The 12,765-nt window shown below is 49.6% G+C and carries 14 protein-coding genes and 1 pseudogene; 10 read left to right on the forward strand and 5 right to left on the reverse strand.

Translation table 11 applies throughout. The features are described from left to right. Positions 1–113 precede the first annotated feature (113 nt). From FD23_RS06370 to FD23_RS06390, 5 genes are all read left to right on the forward strand, one after another. Positions 114–1,253 carry an LCP family glycopolymer transferase gene (locus FD23_RS06370; RefSeq protein ID WP_025896313.1) on the forward strand — a complete coding sequence of 380 codons (1,140 nt, stop codon included), beginning with the start codon at positions 114–116 and terminating at the stop codon, positions 1,251–1,253. Between the two features lie 116 nt (positions 1,254–1,369). Next, entirely contained in the window at positions 1,370–1,747 is a 378-nt protein-coding gene (locus tag FD23_RS06375; protein ID WP_002879494.1) for a hypothetical protein, read from the forward strand. 14 nt (positions 1,748–1,761) lie between these two features. Beyond that, the gene (locus FD23_RS06380; RefSeq protein ID WP_025896316.1) at positions 1,762–3,306 is read left to right on the forward strand and encodes an ABC-F family ATP-binding cassette domain-containing protein; all 1,545 of its coding nucleotides are present in this window, start codon (positions 1,762–1,764) and stop codon (positions 3,304–3,306) included. Positions 3,307–3,358: 52 nt separating this feature from the next. Then, positions 3,359–4,114 (forward strand): threonine/serine exporter family protein, encoded by a 756-nt coding sequence (locus FD23_RS06385; RefSeq protein ID WP_003613245.1) that lies wholly within the window; start codon positions 3,359–3,361, stop codon positions 4,112–4,114. Between the two features lie 2 nt (positions 4,115–4,116). Beyond that, entirely contained in the window at positions 4,117–4,608 is a 492-nt protein-coding gene (locus tag FD23_RS06390) for a threonine/serine exporter family protein (RefSeq protein WP_025896317.1), read from the forward strand. A 225-nt stretch (positions 4,609–4,833) separates the two neighbouring features. Here FD23_RS06390 and FD23_RS06395 read toward each other — a convergent pair whose 3' ends face one another. The 3 genes from FD23_RS06395 to FD23_RS06405 all read right to left on the reverse strand — a co-directional run bounded on the left by FD23_RS06395 (position 4,834) and on the right by FD23_RS06405 (position 6,241). Continuing rightward, positions 4,834–5,268, reverse strand: coding sequence for a hypothetical protein (locus FD23_RS06395; protein WP_196332323.1), 435 nt, complete (start codon positions 5,266–5,268; stop codon positions 4,834–4,836). Between the two features lie 21 nt (positions 5,269–5,289). Further along, positions 5,290–5,601, reverse strand: coding sequence for a hypothetical protein (locus tag FD23_RS06400; protein ID WP_025896319.1), 312 nt, complete (start codon positions 5,599–5,601; stop codon positions 5,290–5,292). A gap of 202 nt (positions 5,602–5,803) precedes the next feature. After that, positions 5,804–6,241 carry a cupin domain-containing protein gene (locus FD23_RS06405; protein WP_003613197.1) on the reverse strand — a complete coding sequence of 146 codons (438 nt, stop codon included), beginning with the start codon at positions 6,239–6,241 and terminating at the stop codon, positions 5,804–5,806. A gap of 588 nt (positions 6,242–6,829) precedes the next feature. Here FD23_RS06405 and FD23_RS06410 point away from each other — a divergent pair. The 3 genes from FD23_RS06410 (at position 6,830) to FD23_RS06420 (ending at position 9,826) form a co-directional block, all read left to right on the forward strand. Further along, positions 6,830–8,212: an RNA-guided endonuclease InsQ/TnpB family protein gene (locus tag FD23_RS06410; protein ID WP_035161514.1), complete on the forward strand. Its 1,383-nt coding sequence runs from the start codon at positions 6,830–6,832 to the stop codon at positions 8,210–8,212. Between the two features lie 469 nt (positions 8,213–8,681). Further along, the gene (locus tag FD23_RS06415; RefSeq protein WP_002879488.1) at positions 8,682–9,197 is read left to right on the forward strand and encodes a hypothetical protein; all 516 of its coding nucleotides are present in this window, start codon (positions 8,682–8,684) and stop codon (positions 9,195–9,197) included. A gap of 2 nt (positions 9,198–9,199) precedes the next feature. After that, entirely contained in the window at positions 9,200–9,826 is a 627-nt protein-coding gene (locus FD23_RS06420; protein WP_025896354.1) for an LVIS_2131 family protein, read from the forward strand. Positions 9,827–9,878: 52 nt separating this feature from the next. On the opposite strand, the gene FD23_RS06425 is transcribed toward FD23_RS06420, so the two are convergent. Beyond that, complete coding sequence (locus FD23_RS06425; RefSeq protein ID WP_052933792.1) at positions 9,879–11,417, reverse strand: O-antigen ligase family protein; 1,539 nt, start codon at positions 11,415–11,417, stop codon at positions 9,879–9,881. 63 nt (positions 11,418–11,480) lie between these two features. Beyond that, the gene (locus tag FD23_RS06430; RefSeq protein WP_003621162.1) at positions 11,481–11,816 is read right to left on the reverse strand and encodes a DUF2187 domain-containing protein; all 336 of its coding nucleotides are present in this window, start codon (positions 11,814–11,816) and stop codon (positions 11,481–11,483) included. A 90-nt stretch (positions 11,817–11,906) separates the two neighbouring features. Between FD23_RS06430 and FD23_RS06435 the strand changes: the two genes are divergently transcribed. Both FD23_RS06435 and FD23_RS06440 read left to right on the forward strand, forming a co-directional pair. After that, complete coding sequence (locus tag FD23_RS06435; protein WP_052933791.1) at positions 11,907–12,449, forward strand: guanylate kinase; 543 nt, start codon at positions 11,907–11,909, stop codon at positions 12,447–12,449. Positions 12,450–12,555: 106 nt separating this feature from the next. Further along, positions 12,556–12,765 (forward strand): annotated as a pseudogene (locus tag FD23_RS06440) (C40 family peptidase); the annotation flags it as partial.

Consider the following 12,765-nt stretch of genomic DNA (forward strand, 5'->3'; position numbering starts at 1 on the left):
TTTGTGCTCTGATCCAGTGAAAACGATTTTTCTTACTGGATCGGAACAGTGTTCAGTTTAATTTTACAATCGGCGGAAAATAAATAATAGCAAATTACTAAAGGGGTTAGTCCATGGAAGAGCAACACAGCAGAAGACAACAGAAAATTTTTCGTAATGTGACCCTTGTCCAGGCTGGCCTTTTGAAAAAGTCCCGCCGCCCTTTGCCGACCATCATTGGCCTCTTGGTGACCTTTGCCGTCATGATCGCGGCAACCTGGGGGGCGCATGCCTACTTCTCCCTGCATTCAGCCTTGGTGAGCATGAACGGCAATAACGGCAGCACGGCGACCAGTGCCCGAATCGCGGCCAAGAAGCCGATCTCGATTCTGGTTTTAGGGGTCGACCAGGGGCTTGAGGGGAGACATGACAAGGGGAACTCGGACACCATCATTCTGGTGACCGTCAACCCAACGACCAAGAAGGCGACCATGACTTCGATTCCCCGGGATACCTTGACGGAAATTCTGGGTGAAACGAGCAGCACTAGCTACTACATGTTCAAGGTCAATTCGGCCTACCAGTTTGGGGGCAGCAGCGGGTCGGTCAAGACGGTTTCGGCCATGCTCAACGTGCCGATCAACTATTATGTTGAAGTTAACATGAAGGCCTTGAAGAGCCTGGCCAACGCTTTAGGCGGGGTTGACGTCAACGTGCCGTTCAGCTTCAGCTATGACTGGTGTGACTTTAAGAAGGGAAAGCAGCACCTGGATGGCCGCCATGCCATCGCTTATGCCCGGATGCGCTATGACGACCCCCGGGGAGACTACGGCCGGCAGCTGCGGCAGCGGCAGATCATCCAGGCCGTGGTCAAGAAGGGCTTGTCTGTCAACGGTTTAGCCAACTACCAGAAGCTGCTCAAGGTTTTTGCCAAGTACGTCAAGACCAATTTGACTTTTGGCGACATGACCAGCCTGGCCATCAACTACAGAAGCGCGGCCAGCAACATCTCCAGCGGCTACATCCAGGGCCACGACGCGACGATTTCCGGAACCAGCTTCCAGATCGCGTCAACTGAAGAATTGCAGAAGTGGTCCAACAAGCTGAGAAAGAGCCTGGGCCTGTCCATGCAGACTTTGACCAACCAGGAAACCCGGCAGAACAGTCTGAACGAGACCTATAACGGGGTCGACTTCTCCAGCAATGAGACCATCACCAACTACACAATTTATGAAGCCAACTCAATTACGCCAAGAAGCAGTGATTCTTGGTAGTGATACACCATGCCTCTAGCTTAGCTAGTGGTATTTTTTCCCTTTTAGCAATAATTTTCCTACTATCCAGGGGGCAAAATACGTTAAGATAGTTGATAGAATTAGGAGGAATTTTCGTGAAAAAGCGCTATTATCCATACATCTACGGCGGGATTGCCGGCGTAATGACTTTCATCGCCATGTTCTATATCTGCCGGCACTCTTTCGCTTTAACCAATACCCAGTCCCTGGTCTGGGGCATCATCGGCGCCATCCTGGTCTTCGTGAGCTCGTCTTACACCGAATACGCGATTGCCGAAATCCAGCGGATCTCTGACAAGTACCACCTGGATGAGGAATTCCTCTCCGGATTAACCAAGCTCAGTCCCAGCTACTTCCGGGTGGCTGACGACCACCTGCACTTGACCGCCCCGCGCTATCTCTGGCCGCGGATCCTCAAGACCCTGCAGAAGTACGACCATGAGCGCAAGCAGGCGGAAAACTTTCACCTGTAAGAAAGGAAAAAATTTTGAGTTTACTGACCGTCAGCGGCTTGACCCAGGGCTTTGGGGAAAAGACCCTCTATGAAGACGCCAATTTCGTTTTAAACAAGGAAGACCACATGGGGGTCACCGGCCAAAACGGGGTCGGCAAGTCCACCTTGATCAAAATCCTGACCGGGGAAATCCTCCCCGATGAAGGGTCAGTCAAGTGGCAAAACAAGCTCTCCGTCGGCTACCTGGACCAGTACGCCAAACTGACGCCCGGTCTGACCATGCGGGACTTTTTAAAAACTGCTTTTGACCAGCTCTACCAAGATGAAGCCCGGTTGAACCAGCTTTACATCGATTACAGCGAAAGCGGCGATGAGGCCCTTTTAACTAAAGCCGGGCGTTTGCAGACCTACCTGGAAGAAAACAACTTCTACGACCTGGACACAGAAATCGACCGGGTGGCCAGCGGCTTAGGCCTGGCCGAACTGGGCTTTGACCGGGACGTCTCCCAGCTTTCCGGGGGCCAGCGGTCCAAGCTGATCCTGGCCAAGCTCCTCTTAGAGCAGCCCCAGGTCCTGGTCCTGGACGAACCAACCAACTACTTAGACGTCGGCCACATCGACTGGCTGGTCGACTACTTGAATGATTTTACCGGCGCTTTTATCGTTGTCAGCCACGACTACGACTTTTTAGGCCGGATAACCAACTGTATTATCGACATTGACTTCGGGACCATCACCCGCTATACCGGTACATTAAAGCAAGCCATGCGGCAAAAGGAAGCCAACCGGCAGACTTATATGAAGGCCTATGCCAACCAGCAGCGGCAGATCGCCAAGACTGAAGCCTATATCAGAAAAAATAAAGCCGGCACCCGGGCCAAAAGTGCCCGGTCCCGGCAAAAGCAGCTGGACAGAATGGAAATTCTGACCCTTCCGCAAAACGGCAAGAAGGCCAAATTTGACTTTCCATACGTGGAAACGGCCTCTAACTTGCTTTTGCAGACGCAGGACCTGGTGATCGGCTACGACCAGGCTTTGGTTAAGGAAGCCTTCAACTTCTCCGTTGGCAATGGGGAAAAGGTCGCCATCACCGGTTTTAACGGGATCGGCAAGACCACCCTGCTGAAGACCCTCTTGGGGCAGATTCCGCCGATCTATGGGGGCTTTGACCTGTCGGCTACGGCTAAGCTGGCCTACTTCAAGCAGGACTTGACCTGGCCCAACCAGAATATGACGCCTCTGCAGTACTTAGAGAGTGAATTTGACCAGAAGAAGCCCAAGGAATTGCGGCAGGCTTTAGCCCGGATGGGGCTGACCGCCCAATTGGTCATGAGTCCACTTAAGGAACTGTCCGGGGGCGAGCAGGAGAAGGTGAAGCTGGCTGAGATGCAGTTTGAGCCGGCCAACCTGCTTTTCCTTGACGAACCGACCAACCACCTGGACAATGAAACTAAGGACAGCCTGCGGAAGGCCATCGTCAACTTCCCGGGCGGGGTCATCATCGTCAGTCACGAACGGGACTTTTTCAGAGGTGACTGGGTCGACAAGGTCGTCGATATTGAAGCCATGAATAATTGATTTAGCTGCCTTTAGGCAGGCTCGTGGTGAAAAAATGAGCGTAGACGCGTACATGAAAAGAGTCGTTCATACTTGTTTGAAGGCTGGCCGCCTCATGCTGGCCGGCGGTAGCGAAATGTACCGGGTGGAGGACACCATGCGCCGGATCGCTGTCAACGCCGGCATCAAGGAGGTCAATGTTTTTGCCATGCCAACCGGCCTCTTCGTCAGCCTGGATGATGGGGAATGCAGCACGGTGACGGAACTGGAAACCGTAAAGAAGCGGGCCATCAACCTGGAACTGGTCGACCAGGTCAATGAATTCTCCCGGGAATTCGCCGACAAGCGGATTGACCTGGAGGAGCTGGAAGAGAAGCTGCGGGAAATCGAGGAGAACATCCCGACTTTTCCTTTATGGCTGCAGGTCATCGGGGCCGGGATCTTGAGTGCCACCTTGATGGTTCTCTTTTTGGATGTCTATGACTGGATCGACTTCCCGGTTGCCGGGCTGATCGGGGCCAGCGGCTATTTGATGGACTCCTGGCTTAAGGGCCACACCAAGATCCGCTTCCTGGCGGAAATGATCGCGGCCATGGAGATGGGGCTACTCACCATTATCATTAATGGGATTTTTCCGGCCTGCAATGTAAACAATATTTTGACTGGGGCCTTGATGACTCTGGTGCCCGGCCTGGCCTTGACCAACGCCTTGAGAGACTTGTTTATGGGCGACTGGGTGTCAGGGATCGTGCGCATGTGTGAGGCGGCGATGACGGCGATTGCCCTGGGCGGCGGCGTCGGGATCGTGATTAGATTTTTAGGAGCTTAGTCATGCTGGGGATGCAGGTTAGTTTCAACATCTGGGACGTCTTGATCAACTTGGTCTTTTCATACATTGCCACGGTGGGCTTTGCCTTGACGGTGAATATTCCCCACCGGGTGATTCACTGGAGCGGGATCTGCGGTTGCGCGGGCTGGATGATCTACTGGCTGGTGACGGAGGCTTCTGGCGGGCGGATGATTTCCAACACCCTGGGGGCCTTTGCCGTGGGCTTGGTCGCGGTGGTTTTGGCTAAGTGGAAAAAGTGTCCCGTCACCCTTTTCAGCGTACCGGGCCTGGTGCCGCTGGTGCCGGGAGCGCCGACTTATATGGTGGTCAGACGGCTGATTGATGGCAAGTATATTGCTGCCCAGCAGATGATGATGCGGGTGGCTATCGTTACTGTGTCAATCGCTTTGGGCTTCTTGCTGTCAACCCTGTTCCAGGAAGCTTGGAACAAGTACATCAAGCGGCTCAAGCTGCGGGAGAAGTTGAAAAAGTAGCTTTACAAGGCCTGGGAAAGAGCGTATAATCTAATATCGACGAGTCGAGGAAAACGCAAAGGTGCGTATTTTAAGATAGAGGGCATCAGGCCTTTGGCCAGACGCGGGAAGCGTCGATGCTGACACACCCTTGATGTGAACGAGAAGGAGTCACATTTGCCGTTTGGCAAGTGCCTTGAGTTAAGAAAGCCGCTAGAAGCAAGTACGCTTCTGGCGGCTTTTTTGTCATTTCACGCTATAATTGCTTTCCTCTTGCCCAATCGAATCAGAAACGGTGACCTTCCAGCCCATGCCGCTTCGGCGGACCGTGACTTCCTTGTAATAAGGGAGGTTGGCGTCGCTCTTGTCAATCTTCTTGCCAGCTTTTGCAAAGAGATCCTGGTTCTGCTTAACTGTCCGCTTGGTTGAGAAGCTGCTGACATAGGTGGTCCCCATGCCAAAATGGCTGTCAGCCTTGACCTGATTCAAGTAGTAGATGTCGCTGTAGCCATGCTGGGGCAGAGTCTTGTTCAGAACTTCAGTTACCACGCCTTCTTGGGTCGATTTGTAGATCTCGTTAGCCGTAAACAATACGGAGAAGAGGACAAAGAGCCAGATTGGCGAGGTCAGAATTAGGGTGATGATCTTGTGCTCATGGTAGAGCTGCTTGATTGCCTTCATTTTTTCTTCCTCCACTAATTATTAATAGGTACCTACTTTGTATGGACGATACTTAGAGGTAAAGGTATTTACAAGTGCGCCTGGGAAAATGTAAGTTAAACCAGCTGTGGAAGTTTGGATAACATTTTTGTTGCCAGACCCATGGTAGAAAGCTTGCCACACCATCCGTGAACAATAATTAGGATTAAAACCAGATGTTCCCTGGATAATTTGATAATCCTTGTTGTACAAGGTAGTTACTTCATCATCTGTTGCAGCATAGGCCTTTCCGCTGAGAACGGCAATGCCTAATATAGACAATGCAAAAAATGTTAGGTACTTAATATGCTTCATTTTTTATCCTCCAATACAAAGCATTAATGTTACCGTATTCATTCTATATTTTACAAGTATTTTGTAAATGCAACACTTTGGATGATATTCTTAAACTATTTTTTTATATTATTTTATGCGTCTAATAATAGCTACGTATACTATAACTTGGAGGATTTTATTTCGGCAAAAAAGCACGTGAAAGATTCACGTGCTAGAGAGATTATTCATTTGACCCTTCCAGCGGCCCTTCCTGGGCGATCGCGTCGTCCTTAGTCGATTCGGTCGTGCCATGCGCGTGCTTTACCGGAGCGTACAGGCTGAAGCATTTCATTGGCTCGTCACCAGCATTGGTCACGTTGTGCCAAGTGTTGTCTGGAATGAAGACAGCTTCACCAGCGTGAACGATCTTGTCCACGGTCAAGTTGTCTTTCTCCTTACCCAGCTGCACTCGGCCAGTCCCGCTGACGAGATCGATGAACTGGTCGTTGTCGTGGTAGATCTCAAGCCCGATGTCGCCGCCGCCAGCAGGGATGCACATCAGGGTTACCTGGAAGTGATCTCCCGTCCACAAAGTTTCACGATACTTCTCATTCTCTAAGGCGGCCTGCTTTAAGTCCAAAGCACATGGATCAGGTCCGTAGTCCTTCAAATCAAACATGACAATCACCTTTCCGTAAAATAAAATGTAATGCTAATTTCCCATAAATTACTACTCAAAGTACTCTATTACTTGATATATCAACCTTTTAGAGGATTTCGTTGAGTTTAAGTTACAACTCAAAAAATATTATCTTAAACTTCGAAAAAGGCCGTAATAGTAGGCTTTTTAGACATTGAGTTGTAAAATCCTGGGAAATTAGCATGTAATCGCTATTAACTTGTTGATACGATATGTTTAACACATTTCTCCGCTTTTCGACAAAACCTTAAACGATCTCTTCTGGCCAGAATAGCTGGCTAATAATTCAGCTATAGCCGAAGATTTTTTCACTGAGATCGCATATAGTTAGAGAATTTTGAGTCAAATTAGTCCATACTGTTGCTTTTGACAGAATAAATCAATTCTTTACCTTTTGTTCGTATCCAGTTCGGTGAGGCGTGATATAATAATTCTTAGAGGTACGAGAATGTAGAAGAACTTAAAATCATAGAAATAATCTAAAGACAGTCAGTGATCTATATTACTTTTCGAACAAGTAACACTAAGGCCAGTGGATGAATTATTAGGAAAGGAGGTAAAACGAAAATGGTCCAAGCGAAAAGAAAGAAAAAACAAAAGACAATTCCGAGAAATAGTGAACTCATTGACCAATTGGCCAGTGAGTATTACATCAAGGCTACTCCAGAGCTTGACCGTGCGGCAGAAATTGCTCATAAGATTTATAACGCCGCTTTGTATCAGCTCAGACAAGCCCTTTTCAAGAGAAAAGGATCGATTTATTATGAGGGCTTGGACAGGATCTTCAAAAATAAAAGAAATGCCAATGAGCTTATGCTTTATGGTCAGATGCCCACTGTTCAATGTGCTCAACAGACGCTTAAAGAAGTAGCCGCGGTTTGGAAGGCCTGGTTCTGTGCCTTGCAATCTTACAAAATAGCACCACAGAAATTTACCGGCAGGCCGAGAATTCCACGTTACTTGAAGAAAAGCAGACGTCATACTTTTTACGTGACACCGCAAAACGCGAGAGTCAAAGAAGTGAAAAGTGCTGATGGCAAAGATGTCGTAGCGCGGTATCTGATTATTCATTCTTTGGGGCTTAGCATCAAGCTTGCAGACGGCATAAAAAAGGTCAATCGCATCGCAATTAAGCCACTGTCAAATGGTTATAAACTCACAGTAGCCTACACTCCAGCTGCAAACCAGAAACCATATCTGCCAGACAACGGACGCTATATTGGTATCGATCCAGGTGTAGATAATGCATTTGCCTGCGTCTCAAATACTGGCGATAAGGCCTTACTCATTAATGGCCGTGCAATCAAGTCTGCAAATCAGTACTACAACAAGCGCATGGCGAAATTGAAGAGCCTTCAAGCTCAATACCACCAGCTCGAAAGCATCATCAATACCAAGCAAGGCCCAAAGGCAGTATACGGCCAGACCAAATCCATGCAGCGCCTAACCGATTGGCGCAATGCCAAGATTCGTCAATTTGCCCACAAGGCATCCAAGCGCATAGTAGATTACGCGCTAAGCTGTGGAGCAAATACTATTGTGATTGGCAAGAACAAGACATGGAAACGGTCAGTAAATATGGGCAAGAAAAACAATCAGAACTTTGTTGGCTTGCCTCACCAGCAGATGATCAATATGATCCGCTACAAGGCCAATATGGTCGGTATCACGGTTATCTGCACAAATGAATCGTATACAAGTCAGACTAGTGCTCTTGACGGCGAAAAGCCATGCTGGAACAATGGCAATAAGAGCAGGAAAAAGCAAGGGCTGAGCCCAGCCAATCGGCGCATTCACCGCGGCATGTTTAGAACCAACAAGGGTTTGTTGGTCAATGCGGACATCAACGGTGCAATGCAAATAGTAAGAAAAGTATTCCCGAACGTCTCATTTGCGAACGGGATAGTGGATGCTGTGTTGCATCCAGCCAAATGGTCTCCTCTCATTTGAGGAGCCACTTGGCAAACGAGTAATATTTGTGCCTGTGTATAGGGTTTCGGTTGACGGACTGTAAAGTTGTCCTCTAGTTTGCTTGATCTGACCTAACATAGATCAAGGGAGCATTTGTAATGCTCAAGCATTGCATGAAAAAGGTTGGTCTAGATATTAAGGCTGTTAAAACAGACACTTGGCTAAATTATGTCAAATGACACAATTTGACCGAATTTTCTCTTACATGGTAAAATAGCAGAGTAATAGAGAACTTGCCGCGCGGCAGGCTCTATTTCCCGGAGCGGCGGTGTTTTCCCCATGTTATCGCCGCCCCGGAGGTTATAAATCAGTCGAGTGCTGGTGACAACCTACATTTCCTATTAATCCTAATGAGAACCGGCCCCCCTGGCCGGCTCTTTTTTTCGCTTGCACCCGAGGACTTTTTTAGCTAATGTAGATACAGACATAATTGGACGGTGACAAAAAAATGCAGATCAACCTGAAAGACTTAACTAAAGCAATCGAAGAACAGACCTACCTGTCTGACATGGAGACCATCAAGTATTCCGAAGTCTCCCGGAGCAAGAAGAAGCTGCGTGAACACGCCTTGACCATGGTCCAGGAAGTGGCCACGGCCTTGAAGAAAGACCGGCTCATGCAGGTCCAGCTGGTTTTGGAAGGGAAGAACCCTATCACTTTTGCCCTGGAAACCAACATCATCAACCTGCCCCTGGCCAACTACAAGAAGCTGATCAACTTCTTTGACGAAGAAGAAGCCCAGCCGGTCAAGGTCTACTTTGAAACGGCCAGCGAATACCTGAACGCTTCCCACTTCCGGATCGACCTCTTCATGGATGGCGACGAATTAGTAGCCGATGTTGAAGGGGCAGCCGACCGCCTGGCTGACGCCATGAGCGAGAAGATCAAGCAGGTCAAGGAAGGCGAAGCAGCCGCCAAGGAAGCTGCCAAAGAAGCCAAGGCCAAGACGAAGAAAGAGGCATAATTATGTGGAGCTGGAACGTACTGGGGGTGGCCCTCTGGGTGGGAGCCATCGTTTACCTGGTCTTTATCGTGCAAAATATCCGGCGCCGGCGGCTGAAGATGATCATCCAGCGCCAGCATAAATTTGAATGGAGTAACTCCCTGATCAGCCTGCTGGAAGTCGCCAGCTTCTGCCTTTTGGCCGGCTGGCTCTTAGCCGTCAGCCTCTTTGACGACCTGAACTTGACGGATACTTCCCGGATTACTTCATCCGTGACCTACAAGCCCCTGGTCCTGCAGCCTAGAGCCAGCCAGAGCTACTATGTCCAGGTCAAGTCCACCAAGAACCGGGATTTGAGCCAGCAGTATATTTTTTACCTAAAGGGGAAAAAGTATACCGTGCCCAGCTACCTGGCTACGGTCTCTTATGAAAAGGACCCGATCAACGTGACGGCCTCGGCTCTGCCATTCAGCCGCAAGGAGCTGAAGAAGGAAGATTCCCGCTACCAGCAGGCCTACGTGGCTATCTACACGGCCAAGTACAAGAACACCGCGGCTAACGGGATCGGCCTCCATGTTGGCCACCAGGCCAAGCGCTTCTACCTGATCCGGGTGCCGGACAGTTCCTTTATTGATAAGGAAAGCAAGTAAGAATTGAAAACAAAGTAAAAATCGCCTTCTAATTAAAGAAGACGATTTTTTCTTACTTTTTCTCAAATCTGACGATTTGGAGTCCTCTGCTTCTGCCTTTTTCTTCCTTGATGTAAGCCAGGAGGCCGCCGTCGAGGAAGGCTAAAAGCAGGTTAGAGGTCGGGAAGTCCAGGACATTGCCCGACATGTAGCTGGCCCCCAGTAGCAAGGCGCTAGCGATCAAGAGGCTGGTTAAGTAAAAGGTCCGGCAGGCTTTTTCCTTCAGCCACTCAAAGGCCCCATAGAGGATGATGGCCGGGTAAAAGGCCAGGTAAAGGAAGGCGCCGACTAGCCCCAGAGAGTAGTACTGGGCCGTGAAGTCCCGCTCCAGGTTAAAGATGTTGGTCTGCCGCATATAACCGATCCCCAGCCACTTGTCCAAAGGATCATTGTCATACTTGACCACTTGCTTAAGCATGGCCTCTTCGACCTTGCGGTTGGCTAAACGGACGCTGGCCGGCTCTTTAAGCAGGTCGATCCAGAACTGCGGGTCGTACTTATATGGATAGGACTTGGTAATGAAGCGCTTGTTTAAGGCGTACTTCTGGTAATATTTGGCCAAAAAGTCCTTCTCAAACTCCTTCAGCTTGTCCGAGTCATTCTTGTACTTGGCCAGGCCCGCTTTTAAGAGCGCGTTTTCCTGGTCGATCTTAGAGTCGTGGCTGTTTGCCCAGTAGATCTCGTACTTGTATCGCTGGACAGCCGGGGAGACCTGCCAGCAGACCCCGGTGATCCCGGCTAAGGCCAACAGGGTGACCAGGCCGCCTTTAGAGAACTTGACGTTTTTTAAGAAAAGCAGGTGGACCAGCCAGGCAATCAAGCTGACGGCCAGGGTTCCGGCTAAGCCGTAGAGGGCGACCTTAGTGCCGACTTCCAGCATGGCCAAAGTCTGGCTGAGGGCCAAAAGGCCGGTCTGCCAGGAGAAGCGCTCAAGAAGCAGGCAGAAGACGACCGGGGCCAGCATCAAGAGGATGGCGCTCAAGGTGTTGGTAAAGTAGAAGAAACCCTTGGAGGCGCTGTGGGAGTAGCCATAAAGCGGCCCCATGAACCAGGTGAAGATGTTGCCGGAGATCACCCCGGTTTCGTAGGACTTCAAAGAGACCACGAAGAGGTTGCTCAAGACAATCGTGCCGGTGAAGAGGCCGCTGACCCAGGCGAAGGCTTTTAATAAGAAGTCCTGGCTGATTTCCAGTTTCTTGGTCACCCAGATCAAGGCCAGGGGCAGGAGCATTCTGAAGAGGTAAAAAATCTCCCCGAAATTCGAGTAGCCGTAATCGTTCGGGCTGAGGCTCTTAAAGTTCTGCATGTGCCAGAGGTGGAAGATCCCGTAGAGGGTCAAGAGGGCCAGGTAGGCCCAGAGCCAGGCCGGAGGCAGCTGCTTTTGCCCCCAGACAAGGAGGCCCACCAAGACGATGACACCGGCGATCCGGATGATGGTCGGGATGGTGAAGGGCAGGATGGTGGCCAGCTTCCCCCGGTAGAAGAAGTCCAAATCCAGGAAGGGCTGGAAGAGGATAAACCAGTAGAGCAGTCTTTTAGTTTTTTCTTTCATGTTGTCAACTCACTTTCCCTACTATTTTAACAAAAAACTCCGCGGGATAACCGCGGAGTTCTCTTACTTGCTCTTCTTGGCCGGAGCCTTCTTTTCCTTCTTGTCCTTATCCTTGTCGTCAGCCTTTATGGTCGGGGCCACCTTTTCGATGGTCACGTTGTTGGTGGAGAGGGCCTTGGCCTTCTTGGCTGCCCGGGCCGGCTTCATGTTCTTGAAGCTGACGACCAGCTTGTAGTTGAGGTCGCTGACGGCAGCAGCATCAACGTCGTCAAAGGAAGTGATAGCCAGGAGGGCGGAGTTTTCATAGATCTTTTCCACCGTGCCTTGGAACTGCTTCTTCAGTTCTTCTTCTGACTTGGCGTTAACGACGGCACCTAATTCAACATCGGCTTTCTTCATGGCAATCTCCTTAATTCGCAAATGGTTAAAATTTCAACTAGGCTATGATATAGTATAGAGCGAAAATTTTCAAGTTAGGAGAATCCCTTTTTGGCTAAAAAAATTATCTTGATTGCCGGTCCCAGCGGGGCGGGCAAGACGACTATATCTGAATACCTGACCGACCGCTACCAGATCCCCAGGGTGATTACCCACACCACCCGGCCAAAGCGGCCTGGGGAAAGCGGGTCAGCTTATTATTTTGAAGACGATGATTCTTTTGCCCAGCTGCACTTCTTTGAACATGTCAAATACGGGGACTACCAGTACGGGTCCAGTAAAGAAGCGCTGGAAAGAGCCTGGGCCAAGAACGACCTGGTCAGCTTGATCGTGGACATCAAGGGAGCCCGGTCCTATCTGGAAGCTTTAGGTGACCAGGTTTACTTCCTTTATGTGACTTGCAGCCTGGATACCTTGGCGCAAAGAATGGCTGACCGGGGTGATGCAAGTGACCAGATCAAGAAGCGGCTGGCCGGCAGCGAGTTAAACGAATTGCCGGAAGATTTGGCAAAATACGCCCATGTCCTAGTCAATGACGACCTGCAAGCGACCTATGCCAGCTTGGACAATTTGGTGAGAAAATTACAAAATTAAGCTTTTTTCATAGATTGTAAAAAAAGCGTGACCTTTTTGAAACAGAATTGAAATATTTCTCTTGTAAGATGTTAAACATCAAGTTAAGAAAAGGAAGTAAATCATTTTGAAGTTCAAGAAGTCATTAGCCAAAGTAGTCGCAGCCGTATCCCTGGCCTTCGCCGGTTTCGTTGCCGTAAATACTGTTAACACTCAAAACAACACTGTCCAAGCTGCTTCTAAGACCAGCCAGTGCAACAAGGTCGTCTCCCTGGCCAAGAAGCAAGTCGGCAAGCGTTACGTTTACGGGGCAACCGGTCCTAACGCCTTTGACTGC

Origin of the sequence: Lactobacillus delbrueckii subsp. delbrueckii DSM 20074 = JCM 1012 (assembly GCF_001433875.1) — a bacterium.
Classification (GTDB): domain Bacteria; phylum Bacillota; class Bacilli; order Lactobacillales; family Lactobacillaceae; genus Lactobacillus; species Lactobacillus delbrueckii.